General features: G+C 43.2%; 24 protein-coding genes and 4 pseudogenes. 8 read left to right on the top strand and 20 right to left on the bottom strand.

The annotated features are described in order from the left end of the window. Nucleotides 1–35: 35 nt before the first annotated feature. The 3 genes from BDD39_RS12775 to BDD39_RS12785 form a co-directional block, all read right to left on the bottom strand. Complete coding sequence (locus BDD39_RS12775) at nt 36–281, bottom strand: YueH family protein (protein ID WP_166911189.1); 246 nt, start codon at nt 279–281, stop codon at nt 36–38. Nucleotides 282–340: 59 nt separating this feature from the next. Continuing rightward, entirely contained in the window at nt 341–1090 is a 750-nt protein-coding gene (locus BDD39_RS12780) for a glucose 1-dehydrogenase (protein WP_166911191.1), read from the bottom strand. A 155-nt stretch (nt 1091–1245) separates the two neighbouring features. Further along, a complete protein-coding gene (locus BDD39_RS12785) occupies nt 1246–1884 on the bottom strand; it encodes a hypothetical protein (RefSeq protein ID WP_166911193.1) in 639 nt (212 codons plus the stop codon). A 172-nt stretch (nt 1885–2056) separates the two neighbouring features. Between BDD39_RS12785 and BDD39_RS12790 the strand changes: the two genes are divergently transcribed. The 3 genes from BDD39_RS12790 to BDD39_RS12800 all read left to right on the top strand — a co-directional run bounded on the left by BDD39_RS12790 (nt 2057) and on the right by BDD39_RS12800 (nt 3332). Continuing rightward, nucleotides 2057–2251, top strand: a complete 195-nt coding sequence (locus tag BDD39_RS12790; protein ID WP_017434575.1) for a hypothetical protein — start codon at nt 2057–2059, stop codon at nt 2249–2251. A gap of 192 nt (nt 2252–2443) precedes the next feature. After that, nucleotides 2444–3034 (top strand): cell wall hydrolase, encoded by a 591-nt coding sequence (locus tag BDD39_RS12795; RefSeq protein ID WP_166911195.1) that lies wholly within the window; start codon nt 2444–2446, stop codon nt 3032–3034. A 121-nt stretch (nt 3035–3155) separates the two neighbouring features. Continuing rightward, nucleotides 3156–3332 (top strand): YkvS family protein, encoded by a 177-nt coding sequence (locus BDD39_RS12800; RefSeq protein WP_166911197.1) that lies wholly within the window; start codon nt 3156–3158, stop codon nt 3330–3332. Between the two features lie 147 nt (nt 3333–3479). On the opposite strand, the pseudogene queF reads toward BDD39_RS12800, so the two are convergent. The 9 genes and pseudogenes from queF to BDD39_RS12845 form a co-directional block, all read right to left on the bottom strand. Then, nucleotides 3480–3809: pseudogene (gene queF, locus BDD39_RS12805) on the bottom strand (preQ(1) synthase); the annotation flags it as partial. 210 nt (nt 3810–4019) lie between these two features. Beyond that, entirely contained in the window at nt 4020–4865 is an 846-nt protein-coding gene (locus tag BDD39_RS12810; protein ID WP_166911199.1) for a hypothetical protein, read from the bottom strand. A gap of 145 nt (nt 4866–5010) precedes the next feature. Beyond that, nucleotides 5011–5178, bottom strand: a pseudogene (locus BDD39_RS12815) (preQ(1) synthase); the annotation flags it as partial. 32 nt (nt 5179–5210) lie between these two features. Then, nucleotides 5211–5942, bottom strand: a complete 732-nt coding sequence (queE, locus tag BDD39_RS12820; RefSeq protein WP_166911201.1) for a 7-carboxy-7-deazaguanine synthase QueE — start codon at nt 5940–5942, stop codon at nt 5211–5213. Beyond that, nucleotides 5942–6379, bottom strand: coding sequence for a 6-carboxytetrahydropterin synthase QueD (gene queD, locus BDD39_RS12825; RefSeq protein ID WP_166911203.1), 438 nt, complete (start codon nt 6377–6379; stop codon nt 5942–5944). Before queD ends, queE begins: the two co-directional genes overlap by 1 nt. Further along, nucleotides 6376–7041, bottom strand: a complete 666-nt coding sequence (queC, locus tag BDD39_RS12830) for a 7-cyano-7-deazaguanine synthase QueC (protein WP_166911205.1) — start codon at nt 7039–7041, stop codon at nt 6376–6378. Before queC ends, queD begins: the two co-directional genes overlap by 4 nt. Nucleotides 7042–7216: 175 nt before the next feature. Beyond that, a complete protein-coding gene (locus BDD39_RS12835; RefSeq protein ID WP_166911207.1) occupies nt 7217–8329 on the bottom strand; it encodes a GerAB/ArcD/ProY family transporter in 1113 nt (370 codons plus the stop codon). 26 nt (nt 8330–8355) lie between these two features. Then, nucleotides 8356–9441 carry a Ger(x)C family spore germination protein gene (locus BDD39_RS12840; RefSeq protein ID WP_166911209.1) on the bottom strand — a complete coding sequence of 362 codons (1086 nt, stop codon included), beginning with the start codon at nt 9439–9441 and terminating at the stop codon, nt 8356–8358. Nucleotides 9442–9455: 14 nt separating this feature from the next. Next, nucleotides 9456–10967 (bottom strand): spore germination protein, encoded by a 1512-nt coding sequence (locus BDD39_RS12845; protein ID WP_166911211.1) that lies wholly within the window; start codon nt 10965–10967, stop codon nt 9456–9458. 140 nt (nt 10968–11107) lie between these two features. Here BDD39_RS12845 and BDD39_RS12850 point away from each other — a divergent pair, with 140 nt between their 5' ends. After that, nucleotides 11108–12718 (top strand): methyl-accepting chemotaxis protein, encoded by a 1611-nt coding sequence (locus BDD39_RS12850; protein ID WP_166911213.1) that lies wholly within the window; start codon nt 11108–11110, stop codon nt 12716–12718. Nucleotides 12719–12769: 51 nt separating this feature from the next. Here BDD39_RS12850 and BDD39_RS12855 read toward each other — a convergent pair whose 3' ends face one another. Together BDD39_RS12855 and BDD39_RS12860 are read right to left on the bottom strand one after the other, a co-directional pair. Further along, entirely contained in the window at nt 12770–13813 is a 1044-nt protein-coding gene (locus tag BDD39_RS12855) for a YkvI family membrane protein (RefSeq protein WP_166911215.1), read from the bottom strand. A 314-nt stretch (nt 13814–14127) separates the two neighbouring features. Next, nucleotides 14128–14499, bottom strand: coding sequence for a FixH family protein (locus tag BDD39_RS12860; protein ID WP_243846033.1), 372 nt, complete (start codon nt 14497–14499; stop codon nt 14128–14130). A 147-nt stretch (nt 14500–14646) separates the two neighbouring features. On the opposite strand from BDD39_RS12860, the gene BDD39_RS12865 reads away from it, so the two are divergent. After that, nucleotides 14647–15816: an IS256 family transposase gene (locus tag BDD39_RS12865; RefSeq protein ID WP_166911217.1), complete on the top strand. Its 1170-nt coding sequence runs from the start codon at nt 14647–14649 to the stop codon at nt 15814–15816. 155 nt (nt 15817–15971) lie between these two features. Here BDD39_RS12865 and BDD39_RS12870 read toward each other — a convergent pair. Next, nucleotides 15972–16292, bottom strand: a pseudogene (locus BDD39_RS12870) (FixH family protein); the annotation flags it as partial. Between the two features lie 212 nt (nt 16293–16504). Here BDD39_RS12870 and BDD39_RS12875 point away from each other — a divergent pair. Together BDD39_RS12875 and BDD39_RS12880 are read left to right on the top strand one after the other, a co-directional pair. Continuing rightward, nucleotides 16505–18685, top strand: a complete 2181-nt coding sequence (locus tag BDD39_RS12875) for an ATP-dependent Clp protease ATP-binding subunit (protein ID WP_166911219.1) — start codon at nt 16505–16507, stop codon at nt 18683–18685. A 707-nt stretch (nt 18686–19392) separates the two neighbouring features. After that, complete coding sequence (locus tag BDD39_RS12880) at nt 19393–19938, top strand: hypothetical protein (protein WP_166911221.1); 546 nt, start codon at nt 19393–19395, stop codon at nt 19936–19938. Nucleotides 19939–19998: 60 nt separating this feature from the next. On the opposite strand, the pseudogene BDD39_RS12885 reads toward BDD39_RS12880, so the two are convergent. Beyond that, a pseudogene (locus BDD39_RS12885) lies at nt 19999–20442 on the bottom strand (zinc-binding dehydrogenase); the annotation flags it as partial. Nucleotides 20443–20642: 200 nt separating this feature from the next. Here BDD39_RS12885 and helD point away from each other — a divergent pair. Then, nucleotides 20643–22982 carry an RNA polymerase recycling motor HelD gene (gene helD / locus BDD39_RS12890; RefSeq protein ID WP_166911223.1) on the top strand — a complete coding sequence of 780 codons (2340 nt, stop codon included), beginning with the start codon at nt 20643–20645 and terminating at the stop codon, nt 22980–22982. Between the two features lie 359 nt (nt 22983–23341). Here helD and BDD39_RS12895 read toward each other — a convergent pair whose 3' ends face one another. From BDD39_RS12895 to BDD39_RS12910, 4 genes are all read right to left on the bottom strand, one after another. Beyond that, complete coding sequence (locus tag BDD39_RS12895; protein WP_166911225.1) at nt 23342–23578, bottom strand: GNAT family N-acetyltransferase; 237 nt, start codon at nt 23576–23578, stop codon at nt 23342–23344. Between the two features lie 424 nt (nt 23579–24002). Further along, nucleotides 24003–24107: a YjcZ family sporulation protein gene (locus BDD39_RS16785; RefSeq protein WP_166911227.1), complete on the bottom strand. Its 105-nt coding sequence runs from the start codon at nt 24105–24107 to the stop codon at nt 24003–24005. A gap of 91 nt (nt 24108–24198) precedes the next feature. Beyond that, nucleotides 24199–24324 carry a YjcZ family sporulation protein gene (locus tag BDD39_RS12905; RefSeq protein WP_166911229.1) on the bottom strand — a complete coding sequence of 42 codons (126 nt, stop codon included), beginning with the start codon at nt 24322–24324 and terminating at the stop codon, nt 24199–24201. Between the two features lie 455 nt (nt 24325–24779). Next, a complete protein-coding gene (locus BDD39_RS12910; RefSeq protein ID WP_166911231.1) occupies nt 24780–25451 on the bottom strand; it encodes a TetR/AcrR family transcriptional regulator in 672 nt (223 codons plus the stop codon). Between the last annotated feature and the right edge of the window lie 12 nt (nt 25452–25463).

The following is a 25463-nucleotide window of genomic DNA, read 5'->3' on the forward strand; positions in this document are numbered from 1 at the left end:
CCGCCTCTCCCTCTCTCGCGGTTCTTCTGTTGCATTTACATTTCGTGCACCCAATATAGCAATTTATTGACAAGCATTTCGGTTTGTTCTTGTGCAACTACCCTTTTTAACGATAAAGCTAAACGTTCCCTTAATGTTTCCGGCTCTTCTTCATAAGGAATGAAAAAGGACCATTCCAGATCTGGAATCGCTACCACCATGTATTCCTCTTTTTTATTTTCATAAATGTAAACTTTTGTCGGCGTTTGCTCGTCCGATATTACTGCTTTGCGAATTTTCATTGCAATCCCCGTCCTTTGCAGCATCTTATGTTTTGTATATTTTAACAAACGGATGCCATCTACTCAACATAAATCATTTTCCTCGTCATTCCCCCGTCAATGACGATATTTGCCCCAGTAATAAAATCGTTTTCATCATGGCATAAATAAAGACAAGCGCGCGCAATGTCTTCCGGCTTGCCGACACGCCCGGCTGGATGTTGCGCATGATCTATTTGCCGCAACTTCCCATAATCCCCTGTTTCAATCCACCCCGGACTAATCGCGTTAACCCGAATATGATCGCCGGCAAGCGAAACGGCTAAAGCATGGGTCAGGGATAAAATTCCGCCTTTCGAAGCAGCGTATGCTTCCGAATTTGGCTCAGACATGAGCGCCCTTGTAGACGCAATGTTGACAATCGCTCCGCCTTTTGCGTTTTTTCGCATATATTTCGCCGCCTCACGCGAGGCAAAAAAGACGCTGCGCAAATTAGTGTGAAGCACATCCTCCCATTCTTCCACCGTCAGTTCGTATGGGGACTTCCATCTTGACACACCGGCATTATTAATCAAATAATGCAAGCATCCATATGTTTCAAACGTTACTTTCATGAGACGTTCAATTTCGTCAACTTTTCGAACATCCGTTGGAACGAAACGGGTTTCCCATCCTTTTTCCCGCAGCGCTAGAGCAAGCTGTTCTCCTTTTTCTTCCGCAATATCAGCAATGACAACCTTCGCTCCTTTTTCGGCAAACATAGTGGCAATGGCTTTTCCAATTCCATTCGCCCCACCAGTTATGATGACGACTTTTCTAGAGAAATTCACTGCTTCCCAACCTCTTCCCTGTTCATTTTTTTACCTTTTGAGAACAGTTGCGTTCATTGGCGATTCACCTACTAACAATAAGTATATCATCTATACGACGAGAATTCATTTGACAAGAAAAAAAGACCGCAGCAGTAGCGGCCTTCTTATAAAGGTTAACGGTATGGCATATAAGGAGCTGGATAAAACGCTCCGTACGGCGCCATCCCTCCATAATAGGAAGTTGGGCCATAATAGCCGCCTACCGGCATTCCCCCAAACGGCATCATTGGACCGTACATAGGATACGAAACAGGCGGAGCCATTCCTGCTGTTGGAAACATTGGTGCCGGAGCAGCAGGGCTTGCCATCCCACTAACGGTTCCCGGCATTTGCCCTGTATACGGGACAGCCATTTCCCCATCCTGCATCAGCGGCGGTGCAGGGGCATTGTTATCGCTCATCGGTAAGCTAGCACCGCCGACAGCCGTATGTGGCATCGTTCCCGGGTCAAACTGCATCGCCGGCGGAGCCATATCATAACCATCGTCATGTGTAACGAGCGGCATGCTATGTGCAGCTGGATAGCACCAATCGATTGGCGGGCAACCGTACATCGGCATCATCGGATAAGAAACAATCGGCATTGGTGCCGGCGGCGGAACATTAGGCGGAACATTCTCGGAAGCAATCGGCATCGATGCCGGCGGGACATTGTTGTCTACCCTCTCTATTTCATCATCTATTCTTTGTCCCCCATCATAGCCTTGTTCAGAAAAAAACGGATCATTCATATACGAATCCCAGTGATTCATATTCCTCTCCCCTTCATTTTTCTTCAGGCATGCCTATGATACATACCCATCCATATTGTATGTGAGAACAAGCAAAGGGTGTTTACCTAAACAAAAATGGGTATTTATCCTGAAGCGTTATTGCGTTACTATAATGTTTGTCACAACATTCATCGATTGAGGTGGGCAAACGATGGATGAAGCATTAGCAGCTAAGCTTCTTGATGAATTGCGTCATGGGAAGATTTCCGAGCTGCTAGTAAAAAAAGAAGATTTTCTTACCTTTCGCAACGTTCTTGTAAGACAAAGCGACTTTAAACATTTCCGCGGCATTGCCCAGCGGGGGGGAGACGTTATTTATCACTATCTTCAAACCCCACGAAGCTAACTGTTCATCCATTTCCAATGAATGCTGATTTCCTTATGTGGAAATCGGCATTTTTTCGTGACGGAGAAATTTCCAGCATGTCTATCAAACTAGCAATATCAATGGATGACGCGATTTTCCAACATTTAGATAATGATAGAATCGAAAATCCTTGTTACTCTAGTAACGAGTTCACAAGAAGGAGGGAATTTTATGAAAAATATAAGGAAATGGATGTTAGCTTCCGTTCTCTGCAGCGCCTTTCTATTTGGAGGCCATGCGGATGCAGCGACTACACATATAGTAAAACCAGGGGAAACGCTCTGGAAAATTGCCAAACAACATGGGGTTTCACTAAAACAGTTGCAAAAGCAGAATAATAAGTATACCGATTTGCTATTCCCTGGCGAAAAGCTAGTGATTCCGAATTCCACTATTTCTGCAAGTGAAAAAGATTTATTGGCCCGCCTTGTTCACGCTGAGGCGAAAGGAGAGCCGTATGCAGGAAAGGTTGCCGTAGCAACCGTTGTATTAAACCGTGTCGATCATCCGGATTTTCCAGATACAATTCGCGGGGTCATTTATGAGCGCTCTGGCGGTCATTATGCATTCACACCGGTGCAAAATGGAACGATTAATGAACCAGCCGACCGTGAATCATATTGCGCCGTTGAAGAAGCCCTTGCTTTTCGCGGTTTAGGAAATGGCTCCTTGTACTTTTATAATCCAAAAACGGCGAAAAGCAAATGGGTGAGCACAAGACAAGTCACTGTTGTAATTGGAAACCACGTATTTGCCAAGTAAAGAAAGGAGCTTGAGAACAGCTCCTTTCTTTTTTAATAAAAAACAGCAAAGCCCTTTACTTAAACAAGAAAATGAGGCAAACTATAACAAAAGAAAAAATGCAAAAAGGAGAATATGGATGATGAAAAAAGCAAAAATCGGCGATATTATCGAGTTTAAAAACGGATTGCGCGGAATTGTGGAAAAGGTGAATGAAAACTCTGTCATCGTGGATTTAACGTATATGGAAAATTATCGAGAATTAGATTTACAAGAACGAACCGTCGTCAATCATAAGAATTACAAAATTGTTGAATAAAAAGAAAAGAAGAAGAGGCTGCTTTCTAAAACAGCCTCTTTTCGTTTTTAGCAAAGAAATACACGCTGGCTGATCTGACCGTACTGGCTTGGCAAAAAAGTAGCGCTGTAAAATGAATCGGAAAAATGCTTTTAGGAAAAATACCGATTAACGGTTATCGACTTTTTCCGGATACAAATCGTGGTTCATTAAGCGATATTCTGCCATTTTCTCATACTTTGTTCCAGGACGGCCCCAGTTGCAGTACGGATCGATCGAAATGCCGCCGCGCGGCGTAAATTTTCCCCATACTTCAATATAACGCGGCTCCATCACTTTAATTAAATCGTTCATAATAATATTGACGCAGTCTTCATGGAAATCGCCATGATTGCGGAAGCTGAATAAATACAGCTTTAGTGATTTGCTTTCGACGCATTTTTTATCGGGAATATAGCTAATGTAAATCGTCGCGAAGTCCGGTTGTCCGGTTTTTGGCCTCTGTTTTAACAAACAGGTGGACTATATCTTATTCTTATTCAACTGCGATATTGAATAAGAACCCTTGCGCTTCCACCATAATGATGTATATTACATCATCATGGTGTACTCTACTCTCTTCCTCCAACACTACTCTTACTCGCTTCATGTTGGAGTGATTTCGATAGTCTCTGCACCTTCCTCAAATTTAGAGAACATTTGGATTTCCTAGTCTCCTGCATTCCCCCTAAATTTGAGGCTTGGCTCAGGGTTGGAGAAATAAGGTTCTAAGAGATAAAGAAGTTGGTTTTCTTCCCAGTTTCTAATAGCAAAGTTATCTTGCTTATGAATATGTTGATGGCAGGAAGGACATAGGCATTTATAAATTTTATCATGATGTTGTTTGTGAAAAATATGCATTTGAGTTATTACGGACATCGTATTTAATTGATTAACTTGGCTTAAATAAAAGCAAATGGCGTCAAAAATTTTAGTAAAAGACAAGACATGATGGCCATTGCAGGCTATTGTCTTTTTACCACAAGATTCACATGTATAATCTCTTTCAATAACAATATGCTTATTCCATGTATCCAATACATATTGTTTTACATATATACGATCAACTTCCTTATAAACATGTGAGCTATAAAATCCGCCTTTCCAATTTGAATTTTTTCGTCCTTTTTGCCTAGCAGACAAATTTTCCTTAAAACTGGTCGACCTCTTCACATTTTTATTGGAAAGCGAAATCTTATTTTTGATTTTTTGTGCTTTTTCCACCCCATGGATTTCTTCATACCGTTTATTTTTATACATGATCTCCGCTTTCCTCTTATTAGCAACGGAATACCTGTGCTTTTTTCTTTCTACAATATTGTTCCAAATTTCAATGCCATACCACTGAATAATTTTTTCTTTTTCAGAATGTTTGGGAAGCCCATGAATTTGACGCCATCTGTCAACACTAGACCAATCAAGCCCCCATTCTTTCGATAATTCATTAATACTTTTCCCCTCATAAATAAACTGGCTTATAAACCACTCTTTATCTCTCCAAGGAGTTTGCGACAATACAAGCACCTCCACGAACATAAGTTCTTATTGCTTGTATTGTATACCAACTCCCATACTATTTCTACTATTTTCTCCCTTATTCTCTTCCCCTGAATTCACAAGGTTTAGCCGACAGTGTCACCACTGAAGTGTGCCCTCATTGACACAAGCTCGTAAACTCCGGACAATTGAACTTCACGAAATAATCGCGGTCAGGGTGTTTGTTTTCGAATACTTCCAACACCTCTGGACTGTACTCGAATAAATATTTTGTCCCTTGATTCCCCAATAACGTAAGATTTTTTAACTCTTCATCTTTTCTACCTGCCATCGTTTTTTCCCCTTTCCTCATCGTTTTTGAATTTATACGCCGCGCTTGTTCCCCCACAACAGGGTGTGCAGCTGCGGCAAGACGCGCACGTCATTCAGCTCGTTCGACTGCGCCACTTTTTCCACGAGCCACTCCAGCCTTGCTAAAAGCTGCGTGCGCAGCGTGGCATCGTCCGCTTCTGTTGTATCGGCATTGCCGACTTGCAAATAAAACGGGATGCCCGGATAGCGCCGGTGCACCCTTTTTGCATAGTCGAAATCGATGTCATCGAACACGACGACCTTTAAGCTCATATGAGACGCCCGTCCCGCGTCCGCCAACTTTTTCACGATGTGATCGAGCATGGCAAAATCGGTATCCATGCCTGAACTTGGCGGTTTTGGCGAAATGGTTACCTCATCGATATGGTACAGCCATTCTTGCCAGCGGCTTCCTTGCGTTTCAACCGCAATGCGGATTCCTTTATTTTTTAATAATAATACAAGCTCTTCAAGCGCTTGGATGAGAACTGGATTTCCTCCCGAGATGGTCACATGGCTGAAACGGTCGCCGCCAAGTTCATACAGCCGCTCCCAAATTTGCTCCGCCGTCATTGGCCGAATTTCCTCTTTTGCCGACCCATCCCATGTAAAAGCGGAATCGCACCAACGGCAGCGGTAGTCGCAGCCGGCGGTGCGGACAAACATCGTTTTTTGCCCGATCACCATCCCTTCCCCTTGGATCGTCGGTCCGAAAATTTCAAGGACGGGAATCGTTTTCGCCATTATCGTTCCCCCACTTTTGGCCGATAAACAACATAGCTTGTCGGCGTTTCCCGCACGAACACTTGCAAACACTTTGGCTTGTTTGGCATTGTATCAAGATACGCTTGCACCGTTTCATAGATTTTTCGAGCGATGACCTCGCTTGTCGGAAAATCGTTGCTGTTTTGATCATTGAACCAATCTTGATGATCGTTCATTAGCGTATGATCAAGTTTGTCGTGAACAATCTCTTTCAATTTTTGAAAATTAACCAAAAAGCCGGCATCGTCGAGTTCGTCACCTGCCACCGTAATGTTCACGGTGTATATATGGCCATGCATGTTTGCGCATTTTCCCGCTTTTTCATGTGGAATAAAGTGAGCCGCAGCAATATGCATATCTTTATTCAATTCGTATTGGTAATTGTGAAATACTTGCGGATAAAGTTGATGTATCATAATTGATTTGTCCCTTCCTTTTCTTTTATATATTCTTCGAGCCCGCGTCTTCGCAACACGCAAGCCGGGCATTCGCCGCAGCCGTCGGCAATGATCCCGTTATAACAAGTTAACGTTTTCGTTCGCACAAATTCAAACGCTCCGAGCTCATCGGCGAGCTTCCACGTTTCCGCCTTGGACAGCCACATCAGCGGCGTATGGATGATAAATTGGTAGTCCATCGCTAAATTCAACGTTACATTCAATGACTTAATAAATATATCGCGGCAATCCGGATAGCCGCTGAAATCCGTTTCGCATACACCTGTGACAAGATGGCGCGCTCCTTTTTGCTTAGCGAGCACCGCGGCAAACGACAAAAACAATAAATTTCGCCCATCGACAAACGTAGACGGCAATTGCCCCTCTTTTTGTTCAATGGCAATGTCGCTCCGCGTAAGCGCGTTTGGTGCTAATTGATTTAACAGCGACATATCCAAAATCGTATGTGGAACACCAAGTTCCTTCGCAATGGAAGTTGCCACTTCAATTTCCAACCGGTGGCGCTGACCGTAATCAAACGTCACCGCTTCTACCTCAGCAAATTGCTTTAGCGCCCAAAATAAACATGTCGTGCTATCCTGGCCGCCGCTAAAGACGACAACTGCTTTTTCCTTTTTCATTTTTCGTTGCACTCCCTTCCGTTTTTTCCAGAAGAAGAGGCGTTCTAAAACAAAAAAGCTATACCCCCTAAGGATATAGCCGTCCCTAGTTTTTTATAGAGGGTTGTTCTAGAAACCTCTCCCGTACGTTCGTACGGAATTTTCTTCTGTTTTTTCCTCTTAAACTATACCACATTCAGCTTTTTTGTTGCACTATTTTTTTTATTTTATTAGCCGCCTTCACATATATATATAAAGCAGGAATATAGAAAATGACGATATACAGGCCGATCGTAGAGGTCCATCTGTTTAGCCGTTCAATTTGTTCTTTTTCTTCGAACCACAACGTCCCGATAAATAATAATAACAAAATCACAGGAACAAAACGGCGCTGCTTGATGGAAAACAATTTTTTCGCAATGCGCGAAGCCGACCATACCGCGATGCAAATAATCGGAAATACTACCAGCACATAAATGGAAAGGATGATGTACTCCATTCTTTCAATAAACGGCACTTCTGGAACTTTCGCCAGCGTTAATGTGGGCCAAGTGATATGCTGGATTTGTTCCTCATTATAAAAAACAATCGCGATCAGCATAACGATTAAATAGAAGAGGGTCGTAAACGCATTGCCCCACTGTGCCCACTTATGCGACTTTTCTGGCTGTTTGATAAACGGGTAATATACGATCAGCATTTCCATTCCTAAATATTGCAGTGACATTGCTTTGGTAGCTGAAAAAATCTCACCAACCGAATGATCAAATATTGGCAGCAAATTGCGATAATGGGCGTATTCAAGCGGAAAAAACAACATCGGGAAAATGGTGAGCAACGGAAGCACAACGCCCCAAAAACATAACCCCGTGACAACGCGAAATCCTCCTAATACGGCGTAATAAGCCAGCGCCAAAAAAAGAAGGCTGAACTGCCATGCCCCGATTAAGGGGAACATCCAGATTTTGATAATTTCAATATAGGTTTGCAATACCGTAAACGCTAATAAAGCGAAATAAACAAGCAAAGCGAAACTAAAGACAAAGCCGATCCATTTGCCAAAATAGTGTTTATGTATGGAAACGATATCTTCAGCGTTAGGGGAATGAGCGAAAAGTTTATACATGATCCAAATTAATAAATGGGCAATAATTCCCGTTATGATAACAGCTATCCATGCATCGTGTCCCGCCTCTTTCATCACCAAGCGTTGAAAACTAAGCATTCCAATTCCCACTTGGGTGCCATTGATGAGAAAAAACACCAAAAAGGGCGAGATAAGGAATTGTTCTTTCGTTGTCTGACTCATGCAAATACCTCCCCCATCCGTTCGCATCACTCACCGATCCCTGTTTGTATAATGTCGACAGTTACATGCGGCTTGATTTCTAAATTTTTATATTCACGATAAAACTCATCTGCATTCCAATTCCTTGTTTTGCTGCGGACAAATTCGCCAATGCCAAGCGGATCAATCTCTTTTTCTTGAAAATAGCGGAGCAGGCAGCGAATATTATGTTCCATTTCGTTTTCCATCTTCTTTTTCACCATAGATGAAATATTTTTATGCGACATTTCGAGCCAAGACGGATAATCTTTGACAGAAGCGTGAATATGAACAAAAATATGAAGAACATGGCGATGCCCTTTCCTTTTCCACTTATATTCGGATGTCGCAAATAAATTTTCGAGCATCACCTGGTCTTCGCCTTGCTTCCCACGATTTCCTACCTTTAACTGATATACTCCATTTTTTGTTTCATTTAATAAAATTTTTACCAAAAATGAATCACGCAAACTCACTTTCCCCACATATTTCCCATCTTTAAACAACGCGAGCCCTTCTAGTTTCACAAAATTCCCCTTTTTCCCAAAATAAGGCAGGAACGGATCGCTTCCTTTTGAAAAATAGTTATATAAAAACAAATGTAAATTTGTTTTTGGCAAATTCATCGAACGGACATTTTGTTCAACTAGATTAGGCAAGTAGAGCGTATCGCTTAAAGTGGTGCTCGCCGTAATATCCAATAGCTCATGCGCGCTTCCTGCCGACACGCCCAACAGCAAATGGCTTCCCACTTTATTGTTGCGGGCCAAACTATGGGTGATTTGCGTAATGCCCCTTTTGGCAAATTCTTTGCCAAATAAAATCAAACGAAGCTGTCCTTCCTCAATCGGCAATGCTGACTTCGAAGAAAGGCGGGGAATTAAATCATAAACCGTTGGTGAAGACGTCGTTAATAAATTCGGCTTCGTCATCGGTCCTTGTTTAAAAGTTGGGTATACTGCCGTTCCCACATATTTTCCGTTATGAAAGTCATAGCCCATTTCTTGAATAATTTGAATTTCATCAATAACGCGCGAGCTTTTGCAGCCGGCAAGTAAAAAGAACGATGCGGCAATAACCAGAAGCGGCTTCATATTCGACCCCTTTCTTACTCGTCAATATCGTCTTTTTGTTTCGCTTTCGCCGGATTATAGCGGAACAAGGAAAGCGGGCGAAGAAACGTCGGACGCTCTGCTGTTTGGCTGTATGAGAAACGGATAATACTATCTTTGAAATTGCGAATGCGCAGCGGATAAAACGGAACTAAATACGGATTGCCAAATGATTGCAGCCTTCCTAAATGAATTAATAGGAAACAGACGGCGAAAACAATTCCGACTCCACCCCAAAATGCCGCAAATAAAATAATGGGAAAGCGAAGGAAGCGGATTGTATTGGACATTTTAAAAATCGGTGTCGTAAAAGAAGCTAAAGCGGCGAGCGCAACAATAATAAGCATGATGGTGCTTGTCAGCCCTGCGTCCACCGCAGCTTGTCCGATAACAATACCGCCGACGACCCCAAGCGACTGCGCCACTTTTGTCGGCAGGCGCGCGCCCGCTTCGCGAAGCAGTTCAATGGTGATTTCTAAAAATAACACTTCCAATACCGGCGGAAACGGTACGTTAGAACGGGAATAGATAATCGGTCCAAGCAAATCTTTCGGAATCATTTCGTAATGGTACGTTAATACCGCAATATAAATCGGCGAGGCCAGCACGGAAATCATAACGCCAAAAACGCGGATCAGCCGGACAAATGATCCAAGAATCCATGGTAAATAATAATCTTCCGGTGAAGTAAAAAAATCGAAAAAAGTCGACGGGCCGATGACAACATATGGCGAACCGTCGCAAAGAACAACAACTTGACCAGACGCAAGCGCAGAAACGGCACGGTCAATCCGTTCCGTTGAGATAAAAAGCGGAAACGGAGAATTCGAGTTATCGGAAAGCAATTGACCAATCAGCGAATTGTCAAAAATAATGTCAAAATGGATATTTTCGAGTCGCTGGATCACGGTTTCGATCGTCTGCTTATTCGTAATGCCATCGATATACGCGACAACCACTTTTGTCTTTGACATTGTACCAAGCGTCATTTCCCGAAACACTAAATTGGGCGTTACGATTTGCCTTCTGATTAAATGTAAGTTAGTACCAATGTTTTCGATAAATCCCACTTTCGGTCCGACGACACTAAATTCATTTTCTGAATCATTGTTTGGCCGCAGCCCTAAACTTTCATTCGCTACATTAATGAGTGCGACATAGGTATCTGTCTTTTGAAACTGAACAGCCACAAACCCTTTTAATATTTTTTCTTCGATCATCTGCACATCGTTCGTTACTTCAATCCGCTGAATCGGTATGATTTTTTGCAAATCTTCCAGCTTTATATCTGGATTTTTCGGCGCATCATTTTGCAGATGACAGAGGACGTGTTGCTGCAGTATTTTCGGGTCGACTAACGAGTCAAAATAGTAAATGGCAAGCAAATGACCGTTTACGGCAAATTCGACTTTAATAAAATCGCTCGATTGCCGCAACTTATTCAATAATTGTTGCAGCGTTTTTTCCTCACCGCTTGTCTTCTTTTTAAAAAAGGAAAAGATGGACATAATGATCCCCTCGTACTTGCCGTTTAAGGGATAGTCTTTCAATCGACTGTTGGTTTTATTCGCTTCCTATTAGGTGTTGATATATCTAAATATTGTGTATATATTGAAAAAAGGAACAAATACATAGGAGGGAAGCAATAATGAGACATCTGACAAAACAACGGCGAGCGAAACAAGCGCTAAAAAAAGCGGTAGAGGTGGCAGAAAAGCTGCAACAATACATAGACAACACCCGTCCGTTAGAGGCGCAGTTAGATCATATTCGTTCGTTTTTGGACAAGCAGCTTGGACAGGATGAGTATTTTCTTATCGTAGATGAAACGGGATACAGTCTCGTTCATACGAACCGCTTGCGGGAAGGCAGGATTTTTTCGGATGAAGTAGGACAGAAGGCGGCAAAAACAACAAAACCGCTTTTGCAAGTGTATGAACGGGATACCGGGGAAGTGCTGATCGATGCAAGCTGTCCGTTATGGACAGATCCTAGTGGAAAGCGCTTTAATTTGCGGATGGGACGATTAATGCACCACCCTTATTTGCCGATATATTTTTCCCTTCTCTCCATCGTCCCGGCTGTTCTCAGCCTGCTTTTCACTATTATTTTTTCCTTATCCGCTCTATGGATGTGCACTATGACCATTACCATTGGCCTTATCTTCAGTTTTTATTTTTATCGTTCACTCATCATTGAACTGCGCCATTGGTATAGCGCCACCCGCTCCGTTTCCTCTGGAAACTTGCAGACAGAAGTGCGGACAAAGCGAAAACGAAACGAATTTCATCAAATCGCTTACGAACTTAATAAAATGATTTTAGGCATCCGTACGATTATTACCGAGCTAGCAAAGGCGGTCAAAACGGTCAATCAAGTCAGCGAAAAACAGCAATTGGAAACAAAACGGCTTTCTGAATCGTTTGATGAAATCGCGGCAGCGATGGAAACATTTCGTGAAGGCACAAAACAGCAAACGGTATCAGTAGAACAGGCAAATCATTTCGTCATGCAGATGGTAAAACGGGTGCAAAACATGCAAGAAGAAGTAGAACGCGTCGTTTCACAGGCGAAAAGCGCTCTCACATCGATGAACGAAGGCAACCGTCTTATTGAAGAAACAAAACAAAAAATGGATACCATGCAACAAGAAATAAACAAAACAACCGCATTAATCCATGCTGCAGCGCAAGAAGCAGCCAACGCCCAAGACATGATTTCGTCCATTCGTACGATTACAAAACAGACGAACTTGCTGGCATTAAATGCGTCGATTGAAGCCTCGCGTGCAGGAGAAGCAGGAAAAGGCTTTGCCATCGTCGCCCAGGAAGTTCGCAAGCTCGCCGAAGATACGAACACATTTGCCGCTCAAATTTTAGCTTCGTTGCAAACGATGGCGTCAGTACTCCAAGATGCCGTGCAGGCGGTGCAAGAAAATGAGCAGCATGTCGAGAAAACAAAACTTTCCTTATGGAAAACGGGAGAAACGTTTACATTATTCCAGCATATGTTCACCCAATTAAATGAGCTGCTGCAACAAAATAAAATACATGTCGAATCGGTAACGGTGAACGGACAAAACCTTCAGCGGCTCATTGGCGATATTAACGCGATTGCCAGCGATTTTACAAACATGGTGCAAGAAACTACCGCCGGATTAGAACAGCAAACAATAGCCATTCACGAACTAGCTAAAGAAGCAGATGTTTTGCTTGCATCCGTCCATGAGCTAGAAAAAATCGTACAACGCTTTCACTAATCATCGAAAAAACAGCCATTTTTCCGCGCCAATGCGGGAAAACGGCTGCTGTTACGAACGCGGCACTTTTCGCATCCATAATAGAAAAAGAAACGCAAAACTGATGTAGCCAAATAGCGGATATAAAAATGACAAAAGCGCACTGTAGCGAAATAAGCTAACAACATACAGAACGATAAACAGCACGACAAGAAACAAGATGTTTGGAACGGAAACGATCGTGCGCGCCTGCCGCTGCAGGCCAAAAATTCCGCCGATAATGGATGTAAAAATTTCCCCGTAAATCACAACGATATACACCCAGTAAAAAGCAGAAAAAAATGTGCGGATGACTTCTGCCATCGGAATATCATAATTCATTACATACGGAAACGATAAGAGCACCAAATGGCTGCTCAATAAAATGCCGGTAAGCAGCAGCCCGCCAAGCACCGCTCCGCGCCGTACCGTCCGCTCATCCGCCGCCTCGCAAGCCAGCGGCACGAGCACAGGCTGCGCCATCGCCAAATTAAACGCCGCATATGAAAATGGGGAAAGAAATGTTTTTAATGAATAGTCTGCCGTTTCCAGCTTCGTTCCGCACCATTCGTCCATGGTGATCAGCTTTCCAAGCGCAATGGCGCTAAATAGCACCATCATGGGGACAATCAAGGTGTTTACGCCAAATAGCCCTTTTATATCGTACATCATGACCAACAACGATAAACATAACGTCGCTACAATTCCGACTTGTCGCGGCAGCCCGAGTTGTTCCTCAAATACCGCCCCTGCCCCAGCGATCATCACGGCGGTGACTCCAACAATCATCAACGTCATAATGATAGAAATAACCGGGCTCATTGCCTTGCCAAATAAATAGCGGTTAAATTGTTGATAAGAGGCGGCTTCCACTTTCCGCGCCATTACCATCATGCGCGCGCCACCCCACGTAAACAAGCTGCCGCTAATGATAATGCCGATCGTTCCATACGTTCCATATTGCGTAAAAAATTCAATAATCTCTTTTCCTGTGGCAAATCCCGCGCCGACGACAGTGCCGACGTAAACGGCGGCAATTTGCCAAGCATCCGACCATTTTCCAGCCACTTCTGCCATCTCCCTCTCCTTGTCCACTATTTACTCCCATATATATGTCGGCTTGGCCCAATAAAGAAGAGATGGCAGTAAAAAAGGATGCCACTATAGGGCATCTCTTTATCTTTTTTGCCGAGAAGACCTCCACCTCTAAGCGGAGCGTAGGTGGGGGATGAATCGGCATTTTTTGTTTTTTTAGTAATCTTAATAGTTGAAAAACGTTCTTCTTCTGTCATAAATGAACGGAGGGGGTTCTTGGGACCTTTGAGCAACTACGGCCAGAGGGAACAAGAATCCCCCACTTCAACCGGCATGAGCCGGTAAGTGGGGGGAGTTCAATGCACCGTAATTTGCTCTACTTGATGTTCGTGAAGTTGTTCCGTTTCCACATGAGTTTTTACAGAATATGTCCCTTTTTCTTGAAACGAAGTTACTGCTTCGTATTGGCCCGCTTGTTTTTCGCTTGCCTCGATAAACTCGTGTTTGCCGTTTCCTTGCCAAACTTCAAAATGAACTTTCGCTTTTGTCAGCGGCTTGCCGTCATGAGTAATATGTGCCACTAAATGTGCCTCTTTATTTACGGAAAATTGTTTTTCATGAAGCATGATCATGACATCGGCATGATGGTGTTCATCGCCGTGATGTTCCTCTGCATGATTTTGCGGCTGATCGCTCGGCGTGCCAACAACGATATCTTTTTTCGGCATATTATGCATATTTCGTGCTGTCACGTGGCTAATGACGGAATAGATGATGTATAAAAGTTTGTGTAAAGCATTTTGCTAGAACAAAAGAAAAAAGGTAGGGTATTCTCTGATTGGACCAAAAATCTTAGAGAAAGGAGTACCCTACCTATGTCTAAAAGAAGTATACCGAATGTCGACTGGGCAAATCAACTGGAAAGTGTCATTCGTCAGTTTGTGAAGGAAAAATTAGAGCTGATTATGCGGGAAGAAATCAAACATTTCCTCGAAATCGAACAGGCTGGAACGCCGAATATGAGAAACGGCTACTATCAGCGAAATCTAGATACGCAATATGGCCGGATTGAGGGTCTTTTGGTTCCAAGAGACCGAAACGGGGAATTTCAAACACAGTTGTTTGCCCCTTATCAACGCCACACCGACTGGCTGGAGGAAGCCATCATTAGGATGTATCAAAGTGGCATGAGTACACGGGAAATTGGCAAGTTTATCGAACGAATTCTAGGAAATGCTTATTCTCCAGCGACGATCAGCCGTATTACCGATGTCGTGAAAGAAGACATCGAGAAATGGCACCATCGTCCACTATCCAAACGTTATTCTGTCTTATATTTGGACGGCTTGTACGTGAAACTTCGCCGCGATACGGTAGAGAAAGAAGTCATTTATGTGGTGTTAGGAGTGAATGAAGAAGGGTATCGAGAAATTCTGGATTTCTTCGTGGGAGGACAAGAAAGCGCCTATGGATGGCAGGAAATTCTTCAACACCTCTACCAAAGAGGCGTCAAGGAAGTGCTTCTTGGCGTCTTCGATGGCCTTCCGGGGCTGGAGGAAGCCTTTAAGGCGGTGTATCCGAAAGCCGATGTGCAGCGCTGTGTCGTGCACAAAGTCCGCAACACCCTCAGCCGTGTTCGGAAAAAAGACCAATTCGAAGTGGCCGAGGATCTCAAGCTGATTTATCGCGCGCCGAATAAGGAGATGGCGTTACAAATGTTTCAACAGTTTGAGTCGAAATGGTCCAGCAAATATCCAAGAGAAGTTCAATCTTGGGCCAATGAGTTGGATGTCCTCCTTACATTTATGGATTATCCAAGCAGTATTCGAAGTGTGATTTACACGACGAATGTCATCGAACGAACGATCAAAGAGATTCGGAAACGTCTAAAGCCGATGAACAGTTTGAGCAGTTTAGAAGCCGCGGAAAAAGTCGTGTATTTGACCATCCAAGATTTTAATGAGAAATGGGCAGGGCGAAAGTTAAGAGGATTTGCCGAAGCGCAGGAAGCCCTTCAACGAATGTTTGAAGAACGTTATTGTTAACCAAATATTGTAAATAAACAAAATAAGGGGATTCTCCCTTTCCACACAAGAGACTGAATATTCAGTCTCCTGTGTGGAGAAAATCAGTCCCCTATCAATTCAAATCCATTTCAGAGAAACCCTACCCCATTTACATTACACAAAATTCTTGACGGTACCACGGAATACGTCCCAGGCTCGGTAAACGTTTTTTTCACAGAATATTTGCCATCTCCATCATTTTTGGCGGTTAACATCTCATGCTGTTCACTGCCATGCTTCCATACTTCAAATTTCACTTCATCCGCGTCATTCACTTTTTCCCCGCCGTATGTCACAATACAAGAAAGCGTCGTGTCCTTATTTAATTCAACATGATTCGGTGTTTGAAGTTGAACTTCAAGTATTGCCGGTTTTTCCTCTTGCTTTTGCTGGCCGCAGGCGGCAAATAAAAGTAATATTAACATCAATGACAAAAACAGCGAAAGCTTTTTCATTTTTTTACTTCCCCTTTGCTCTATTTTCTAGACTTAACTATACCATAACTTTTTCTTATCCGTACATTATTCACTATTCCTTCAAAAACATTTCACGGTTACAACAAATTTTTTGTAAAAAAACACTTGAAAGTCAAAAAAGGTCAAAGTATAATAAAGTCAGAAAGTCAAAGTTAGTCAAAGTCAATTGACGAAAAAGGAGGTTATGCCTCATGCTTTGCCAAGTATGCCATCAAAACGAAGCTACGGTATTTGTCAATTTGCAATTCAATCATGAGAAAAAGCAATTGCATCTTTGCCACGAATGTTATGAAAAACAAAAACAAGAGCTGACTATTCCGATCAATTTCGGTTTCGATAATTTCTCGCCGTTCCCATTTGATGATTTCTTTATGAACGGATTTTCGCCAATTTCGGAAATGGATACGCCATCAGCAAATATGGCACAACCATCCAAACCATCCAAATGGAACAGAAACGGTAAAAGAGGCGGCGGTTTCTTGGACCAATTCGGCCGCAACTTAACGCAGCTTGCAAAAGCCGGCTTGATCGACCCGGTCATCGGACGCGATAAAGAAATTGAACGCGTCATCGAAATTTTAAACCGCCGCAATAAAAACAACCCGGTATTAATCGGGGAACCTGGTGTCGGAAAAACGGCGATTGTCGAAGGGCTTGCCTTAAAAATCGCGGAAGGACAAGTTCCGGAAAAACTATTAAATAAAGAAGTATATTTGCTGGATGTCGCCTCTCTTGTCGCCAATACAGGCATTCGCGGGCAATTTGAAGAACGCATGAAACGTCTCATTTCTGAATTGCAGCGCCGGAAAAACGTCATTCTGTTTATCGACGAAATTCATTTGCTCGTCGGCGCTGGTTCGGCGGAAGGTTCCATGGACGCCGGCAACATTTTAAAACCGGCCCTTGCCCGCGGCGAATTGCAAGTCGTCGGCGCTACCACATTAAAAGAATATCGACAAATTGAAAAAGACGCCGCGCTTGAACGCCGTTTCCAACCGGTCATCGTCCATGAACCGACGGTCGAAGAAGCGATTACGATTTTGAAAGGCATTCAGCCGAAATATGAACAATTCCATCACGTCAAATATACGGATGAAGCGATTGAAGCGTGCGTTAAATTGTCGCATCGCTACATTCAAGACCGCTTCTTGCCGGACAAGGCGATCGACTTGCTAGACGAAGCCGGCTCTAAAGCGAACTTGCGCATCGGCCCGACAGATGAAAAACAAATTCAAGAGCGCCTTGCGCAAATCGCCAAAGAAAAAGCAAAAGCAGTAGAAGAAGAAAATTTCGAACTGGCAGCGAAATTGCGCAGCGAAGAGTTGAAACTGGAAAAACAATTACAAAATGGCGTAAACCAAGAACGCCCAGTCGTCGATGTTGCCGACATTCAACGTATCATCGAAGAGAAAACAGGTATTCCTGTCGGCAAACTGCAAGCCGATGAAAAAGAAAAAATGAAACATCTCGAAGAAAATCTCGCGAAAAAAGTAATCGGCCAAGAAGAAGCAGTGAAAAAAGTCGCAAAAGCAATCCGCCGCAGCCGCGCGGGATTAAAAGCAAAACACCGCCCGATCGGTTCGTTCTTATTCGTCGGTCCGACTGGCGTCGGAAAAACAGAGCTGGCGAAAACGTTGGCAGAAGAGCTATTCGGCTCGAAAGACGCAATGATTCGCCTCGACATGAGCGAATACATGGAAAAACATTCGGTATCGAAATTAATCGGTTCGCCTCCTGGCTATGTCGGTCACGAAGAAGCCGGCCAACTTACAGAAAAAGTGCGCCGCAATCCATACAGCATTATCTTGCTTGACGAGATTGAAAAAGCGCACCCGGATGTTCAGCACATCTTCCTGCAAATTTTAGAAGACGGCCGTCTCACTGACAGCCAAGGGCGTACGGTAAGCTTTAAAGATACAGTTATTATCGCAACAAGCAACGCCGGCGTGACGGACAAAAAAATTACGGTCGGATTTGAAAAACAAGGCCCAACACATACAAGCGTTCTTGAGTCGTTAAACGCCTACTTCAAGCCAGAGTTTCTCAACCGTTTCGATGCGATTATCGAATTCAAATCTCTGAAAAAAGAACATATGCTGCAAATTGTTGATCTCATGCTTAACGAGGTAAAAACAGCAATGCACGAACAGCACATCGACCTTGACGTTTCGCAAGCGGCAAAAGAAAAATTAGCGGAACTCGGCTACCATCCAGCATTCGGCGCTCGTCCGCTCCGCCGCGTCATCCAAGAACACGTCGAAGACAAAATCGCCGATGTGCTGCTGGACGAAAACGACCAAGTCAAAGCGATTCGCATCGATATCGAAAACAATGCGATTGTCGCCAAACCTCTGCATAAACAAACCGCCTAATCCCTTAATGGGAAAGGCGGTTCTTTTTTGCCTATTATCATGTGCAAGAAAGATTATTTAGCTAATAGCATATGTTTTAATAAAGAAGGATTGAATTTATGAAGCAGCAAAATTGGGGCGTTGGAGGATTAGTATTGTTGGCTGCATGTTTCTTGGTGGAGGATTGGGAGCTTGGTTAGGAAGCCCCCAAACCGGGTGGCTCATAGGAATGGGTGTTGGATTTCTTGGGATGGCTTTAACGAGACTGATGGGCAAATAATAAAGTAAAACACGGTTCTGCTTCCTTAGATGAAGCAATATGCATGAAGTAATTAATCCACTTACATACTAGCCCTGTAACATGTAATAATTATACTCATACAAAGTCACTCTCTAACAAGAAGTGACTCTTTTTTATTTGTAGTTACTTGTTCACGCAACCATTCTTATCAGCAATAAAAAGCTTTAGATTCTATAGGCTTTTTTGATGCAACATGATGGCTATTATATTTAATTCGGAATTAAAATGTTTTTGTCTCGTTTCGCTATCGAACGTCGAAGCACCAATAGTGGAACAATACATAAGCTCGTTTGCTGTGCAGATTTGTTTTTCCTTCAGGGGTAAAAAGGAAAAATACTTTACTGATGTGAGCAAAGGAAACACGCATAAAACAGGAAAGATGGTTAAACAATAGTAACGCTCAACAAAGATATCAGGAGGTGATGGAATGAAAACATGGTCTAAGTTTTTAATCTGTATATGTCTGCTATTTACGTTTCATTTACCTGTTCAGGCGCATAATATTGCCATTCCAAAACAGGCAGTAAATATCAAGCGCGCCGCAAACTTAAAGAATTTAGTAAGCGGCTCAACATTCATTGCTTATGGCTGGTTCGATACTTCTTTTCAGAAGCAGCCGTTAAATAAGTCTGTACAAGGTGGGAAGCTCGTTAATTTTGTACAACGCCTTCATGTCGACAAATATTTAAAGGGAACCGGCGACAAAATCATCAACGTGTTATCAACCGGTATTGAACCCCTTCCTGATCCTTTACATCCTCTCAACAGAGTTTATCCAGGACCGATGGCTGAGGGTCGATATGTTTGCTTTCTAAAACCTGTTAAAGGAACAGAATTGTATACCATTGTCGGGGGATGGCAAGGAGTCTACCCTGTTTACGAAGGAAAAACCATTTCCTTGAAAGAAGAAGGTTTTCCAGAGTTAAATCAATTAACGCTTAGACAATTCGAAGCAAAAATCAAATCCTACTAAATACTGTACACAGAAAAGAGTGTGTCCCAAAAGCAGTCACTTTTGGGACACACTCTTTGATTAAAATTTAGTGATTACGTTAAACCCTTTCGTATTATATTGTGACATATTTTCAAATACAGCGTTTACATCTTCCAATTTGATTTCACGCTCCACCAAGCGCTTCGGATTCAACCGTCCGGAAGAAATCAAGCTCATTAGGCCGCGATAGTCAGGATGAGGATTGCCGATGCTTCCTACAAACTCAATTTCAGATGCCGTAATCAGGTCAACAGGGAGGGATACAAAACCTCCTTCTTCTGATGTGGTTAAACCTACTTGAACATGTCTTCCTCCTTTTCTTAAGGACAGAACCGAATTAAGAACGGTATCCTTGATGCCTAAAGCATCCAGTCCGACATGTGCGCCTCCTTTTGTGATTTCTTTAATTGCTTCGACAACATTTTCTTTTCTGGCATTGGCGACCGCAACGGCGCCTTCCTGCTTTGCGATTTCAAGTTTTTGATGAGAAGTAAATTTGCAACAAGTACGATCCATCATAGCGGCTGTAGTGTTAAATACATTGATAAAATAGAGAAACTATGATAAATTAATATTGAAACACATTTTATCCATATATAAAAATAATATCCCGATTATAATTGTACAACATAATTCTCCTTCAGTCAACCCCAATTTTTTATTTTTTTAAAGGAGTGATTGAAATGACAGAACTTCGGCAGGAGCAAGAACGATTGGACAGCATAATGGAGATTATTACGGAGCAAATCCGCATGCTGGAAGACGAAACCTTCCGGCGTCGGAAAGAAGTGATTGATATCCGCAAACACTTTTGGGATGACGTCAAGGTTAATATAGATACTTTCGACGATTTTCTTGAAACGATCATCAGCTTGAGACAACAGGCTCAGGCCCTATCCGTAAGCCAAAGCACCCACAGACAAGCATTCAAGAGGTTGTCCACGCTGCGCCGCATGCAGGAGGTGCCTTATTTCGGCCGAATCGATTTCACTGAAGAAGGGGCTTCCGTTGCTGAACGAATCTATATCGGCATCTCCACGCTCACGGATACAAGCGGAGAGAACATCCTTATCTACGACTGGCGGGCGCCGATCTCGAGTATCTACTACGATTACCCTCCCGGTCCGGCCGAATATGCTACGCCCGGAGGCGTAATCCGTGGCATGCTGGAGAAAAAATGGCAATATATCATCCGCGGCGGTGTTATCAAATCGATGTTCGATACCAGTCTCACCATTGGAGATGAGATTTTAAAACAGGTGCTTGGCAGAGCCACAGACAAACATATGCACAACATCGTGGCCACCATTCAACAGGAACAAAACCGGATCATCCGGCATGATCGCGGGCGGATGCTCATTGTGCAAGGCCCCGCTGGCAGCGGCAAGACGTCTGCTGCCCTGCAGCGGATCGCTTACTTGCTCTACAAGTATCGGGACAGTCTGAGAGCCGATCAAATCATTCTATTTTCACCTAATTCGATGTTTAATAGCTACGTATCCAATGTGTTGCCTGAACTTGGCGAAGAGAATATGCATCAGGTCACATTCCAGGAATACTTGGAGCATCGGCTGAGCAAAGAATTTCAAGTCGAGGGTCCATACGAACAATTGGAATATGTGCTGACTGCAGCGGATAACCCTTCATACCGGACTAGGATTGCGAGCATTCGATTCAAGGCATCGACACGTTTTTTCGAGGCGATCAAAACATACTGGAAGTCGCTGGAATCCTCTGGCATGCTATTCAAAGATATTCTATTTAGAGGAAAACCGATCGTCACCGCCCAACAAATCGCGGAAAGGTTTTATAGCAGCGACACCTCGCTCCGCTTTCACAACAGACTTGAAAAGCTGACGGATTGGCTAAACAAGCAAATCGATGAAGCTGAAAAACTTGAACGGACCAAGCCATGGGTGCAGGAAGAAATCGAGCTGCTTAGCAACGAGGATTACTATAAGGCTTATACCCATTTACGGAAAAAACGCCGCTTCAAAGGAGAATCGTTAAACAATTATGAGAACGAGATCGAAGCGCTAGGCCAATTGATCGTCCGCCAAAAGTTGAAGCCGTTGCGTAAACGGATCCGGTCGCTCCGTTTCATCGACTTTAAGGGAATATACAAACAGCTTTTCGCCGATCCAACGCGGATCAAACTGTGGATGGAGGGGGAAACACCTGAGGAGTGGGAGGATATTTGCCGATTGACTGTGAAAATGCTAGACGAAGGCAAACTGTTTTATGAAGATGCAACTCCGTTTTTATTTTTGAAAGATCTGATTCAAAGCTTTCAGAAGAACGTCTCGATCAAACACGTGCTTGTAGACGAAGCGCAAGATTATTCTCCGTTTCAATTCGAGTATTTGAAATGTTTGTTTCCCTCGGCAAGGATGACCGTGCTCGGCGACTTTAACCAGTCGATCTTTGCCCATGCCAGCGAAACGACGGGTTTTCACACACTTACCAGCTTATACGGGCCTGATGAAACGGATGTGATCACCTTGACCCGCAGCTACAGATCCACAAGACAGATCGTCGAATTTACGCGCGGACTCGTGCCCGGTGGCGAACGGATTACTGCTTTTGAACGCGACGGCGATAGGCCTGTGCTGACGAGAGTGTCCGATCAAGCCGAACTGCACCGCTGCATTGCTTCCAAAGTCTCAGAATTGCGGAATCGGGGGTATAATACGATCGCGATTATATGCAAATCTGCCGCGGAAAGTACCGCCGCATACGAAGCACTGAGCAACGTCGAAGAAATTAAGCTCGTGAAGAGCGGATCTACCGAATATGTACAAGGTGTTGTCGTCATACCGGCGTATTTGGCCAAGGGAATCGAATTCGACGCCGTCATCATTTATAACGCATCGGCGCAAGTATATGGCGATGAGAGCCTGCGCAGATTGTTCTACACCGCCTGCACCCGGGCTATGCATTACTTGCAGCTTTACAGTGTAGGCGAACCGAGCCCCTTTTTGCGCAATGTTGAGCCGGGGAGTTTACTTCTGATCCAGAGTTAATACGGTACTGGTCTGGAGTCTTAAATGTATCACTGTAATTAAAGCTTGTGGGAAGCCCAATGACTTAGCAAGCCTTAAAAGCTATGCTTTTTACTTGGCTTCCCCAAGCCGTCCGAAGAGCGCAGACCCTTTACGCGCCTAACAAGCAAAAATGATAATGGGGTGAGACAAAGGAAGGAGCGTCCTTGGGAAGGAGGTAAAAAAATAAAACGCATTTTTGGCCTGTTGCATTTTTTTAAATGCAACGGCCTAAAAATGCGCCAGAACAAACTTTTTCAATCTTCTAAGCAGGCTTTTCTCCTCTTGTGTTAGAGGTAACTTGGAACTTTTTGAAATTGACATTTATATTGTCCTCCCAATTAAGCTAACGGTTTCTCCATATCTAACATTGATTTAAAGCCTAGACTTTCATATAATTTTCTCGCTCTAGAACTAGACCATAATCTAGCTCGCTTTGCCTTATTATCTTTTAACCATGAACAAACTTCATCTACCAGTTGATAAGCTAACCCGTTACCTCTATGTTGCGGTAGAGTATAAACGGCTATTATCCAACCAAAAGGAGTTTGCTCTTCACTTAAAGGAAAGAGATTCATGGTTTCACCCCCTTACTCTCTAATATCATATTCAGTACATTCCGATTCTAAAAAGCGGTTTGTACTTTAGCTATTGGCTATCGTGTAACCGCCAAGTAGAAATGAACACTTTCTTACCCAAAAATGCTGAATAAGACTGAACACTTTTTTCCAGTAGAGACGTGCACTTTATTTGGAAAGGCGGGCATGATAGATAGGTCCTTTTTAGTTGCTAAAGCAAGTAGGCGAACAGCGCTAAGCACTGTTCGCCTGAAGTGGCGGTCATGATAAGCTCTTTTGCCTGCAAAACCATATAACTTTGCCCCTTTGCATAGAATCATGACCGCAGAGGCTCCATGTCAAGTAACGTGACGGATGAGTTAATATTCAATCAAACGCATACTCTTATTTGCCATTTGGTACATTTTTTAATTGCCAAAAACAATTAGTAAACTCCATAGCCGCCAAAACAAGAACATCCTACAATGATAAGTAGAACGAATAAAACAACGACTAGAGCAAAAGCGTTATTTCTGTATCCATCACTCATAATTAACACCACCTTTCACAATAATGATCGATTTTTAATAAATCTTTATTAGAAGCCCAAAAGCGCAACCTTTGGGCTTCTTTTTAATTAATTAGCTCCAAATAGACGCACCCACAATTATCAATAGAATGAACAATACGACGATCAATGCAAAGTTAAAACCACCATAGCCGTAACCACCGTAGTATCTACCATATCCACAACCAAAGAAACACATATTCATTCACCTCCAACTGTTGTCTTCATTTTTATCTTATGTAACTGTTAAAAGAACAGTTTGGACAAATATCCTAGTAGATAGGAGAACTCGTAGGTTTTGTTGAAAAAGATCTGCTTTTAAAAGAAAAAGCGTATGCAATAAGCACAAGCTTCTGTTGAGGTAACTATTATGCTATGGGAGGGATTCAGGCCTGGATACGCGGAGATAATCTTATACAAGGGAAAAAAGAATAGACGAGTGCCGACGCAAAAGTGAACATCGCTAAAAAAGAAATCATCCACCCTGAGTTGACGCGGTGGGTGGATGATTTCCTTCCTACTGCCGATCCCCCCTTGAAGGGAACCTTTTATGCATGACCGAGGGTGCTGCAGCACTTCGGTCTTATTTTATTTATATGGACTCTCTTTGTATATACATGATTAACACTAGTGTTGCAAAATGAAGGTTTATGTTCATTGCGAATTAGGCGTTTTTTTCGCAAGACCGTTCATTAAAAACTGAACCGTCCGTTCCATTTCCGCTTCATCATCCCACTCGTAATCCGGCAACACGATAAACCGCGCCACCAAAAATCCGACAATCGCCGTTATTGTCATGCGAATGACCGAATCAACGGGAATCGCGGCAATTTCTCCTTTCGTTTGAAAATGTTCCACGATTCGCTTAAATTTTTGATATACGTGTGCCGTAAAAATGCGCTGAAATTGCTCCTTAATTTCCGCATGAAACGCGATTTCCTGCCAGAAAACGCGAATCGCCGGCAAATATTTTTTCACAAATTCATAGCGGTTTTTCAAAAGAGCGCGGATGAAGTCTTCATAGCTTTGATACTGGCTTTCAAACACTTCTTTGACAAACTCCTTCGCTAAAAATGGGGCGACAGATTTAAATAGCGTTGGAGTGACAATCGCCAGCAGCAAATCCTTTTTCGTTTTATAATGGCGAAAAATCGTCCCTTCCGCCACGCCCGCCTTCTTGGCGATTTCACTCGTCGAAGTAGCCGCATAGCCTTTCTCCGCGAACATTTCAATCGCCGCTTCTAAAATTTTGACTTGTTTTTCGCTAAGCTTCACATCTTCTCCATTTAGTTTCAACAGTTCTTTCAGCCACTGCTGCTCGTTCATTCTTTGTACTCC

Origin of the sequence: Saccharococcus thermophilus (assembly GCF_011761475.1) — a bacterium.
Lineage (GTDB): Bacteria > Bacillota > Bacilli > Bacillales > Anoxybacillaceae > Saccharococcus > Saccharococcus thermophilus.

What these genes read in the sequence shown, in the direction of transcription:
- queC (WP_166911205.1), bottom strand. Translation starts at nt 7,041, where the DNA reads ATGAAAAAGGAAAAAGCAGTTGTCGTCTTTAGCGGCGGCCAGGATAGC.
- BDD39_RS12775 (WP_166911189.1), bottom strand. Translation starts at nt 281, where the DNA reads ATGAAAATTCGCAAAGCAGTAATATCGGACGAGCAAACGCCGACAAAA.
- BDD39_RS12840 (WP_166911209.1), bottom strand. Translation starts at nt 9,441, where the DNA reads ATGAAGCCGCTTCTGGTTATTGCCGCATCGTTCTTTTTACTTGCCGGC.
- BDD39_RS16785 (WP_166911227.1), bottom strand. Translation starts at nt 24,107, where the DNA reads ATGAGTGATGGATACAGAAATAACGCTTTTGCTCTAGTCGTTGTTTTA.
- BDD39_RS12895 (WP_166911225.1), bottom strand. Translation starts at nt 23,578, where the DNA reads ATGAATCTCTTTCCTTTAAGTGAAGAGCAAACTCCTTTTGGTTGGATA.
- BDD39_RS12860 (WP_243846033.1), bottom strand. Translation starts at nt 14,499, where the DNA reads ATGCCGAAAAAAGATATCGTTGTTGGCACGCCGAGCGATCAGCCGCAA.
- BDD39_RS12795 (WP_166911195.1), top strand. Translation starts at nt 2,444, where the DNA reads ATGAAAAATATAAGGAAATGGATGTTAGCTTCCGTTCTCTGCAGCGCC.
- helD (WP_166911223.1), top strand. Translation starts at nt 20,643, where the DNA reads ATGACAGAACTTCGGCAGGAGCAAGAACGATTGGACAGCATAATGGAG.
- BDD39_RS12855 (WP_166911215.1), bottom strand. Translation starts at nt 13,813, where the DNA reads ATGGCAGAAGTGGCTGGAAAATGGTCGGATGCTTGGCAAATTGCCGCC.
- BDD39_RS12835 (WP_166911207.1), bottom strand. Translation starts at nt 8,329, where the DNA reads ATGAGTCAGACAACGAAAGAACAATTCCTTATCTCGCCCTTTTTGGTG.
- BDD39_RS12880 (WP_166911221.1), top strand. Translation starts at nt 19,393, where the DNA reads ATGAAAACATGGTCTAAGTTTTTAATCTGTATATGTCTGCTATTTACG.
- queD (WP_166911203.1), bottom strand. Translation starts at nt 6,379, where the DNA reads ATGATACATCAACTTTATCCGCAAGTATTTCACAATTACCAATACGAA.
- BDD39_RS12790 (WP_017434575.1), top strand. Translation starts at nt 2,057, where the DNA reads ATGGATGAAGCATTAGCAGCTAAGCTTCTTGATGAATTGCGTCATGGG.
- BDD39_RS12905 (WP_166911229.1), bottom strand. Translation starts at nt 24,324, where the DNA reads ATGTGTTTCTTTGGTTGTGGATATGGTAGATACTACGGTGGTTACGGC.
- BDD39_RS12850 (WP_166911213.1), top strand. Translation starts at nt 11,108, where the DNA reads ATGAGACATCTGACAAAACAACGGCGAGCGAAACAAGCGCTAAAAAAA.
- BDD39_RS12910 (WP_166911231.1), bottom strand. Translation starts at nt 25,451, where the DNA reads ATGAACGAGCAGCAGTGGCTGAAAGAACTGTTGAAACTAAATGGAGAA.
- BDD39_RS12800 (WP_166911197.1), top strand. Translation starts at nt 3,156, where the DNA reads ATGAAAAAAGCAAAAATCGGCGATATTATCGAGTTTAAAAACGGATTG.
- BDD39_RS12865 (WP_166911217.1), top strand. Translation starts at nt 14,647, where the DNA reads ATGTCTAAAAGAAGTATACCGAATGTCGACTGGGCAAATCAACTGGAA.
- BDD39_RS12845 (WP_166911211.1), bottom strand. Translation starts at nt 10,967, where the DNA reads ATGTCCATCTTTTCCTTTTTTAAAAAGAAGACAAGCGGTGAGGAAAAA.
- BDD39_RS12785 (WP_166911193.1), bottom strand. Translation starts at nt 1,884, where the DNA reads ATGAATCACTGGGATTCGTATATGAATGATCCGTTTTTTTCTGAACAA.
- queE (WP_166911201.1), bottom strand. Translation starts at nt 5,942, where the DNA reads ATGGCGAAAACGATTCCCGTCCTTGAAATTTTCGGACCGACGATCCAA.
- BDD39_RS12875 (WP_166911219.1), top strand. Translation starts at nt 16,505, where the DNA reads ATGCTTTGCCAAGTATGCCATCAAAACGAAGCTACGGTATTTGTCAAT.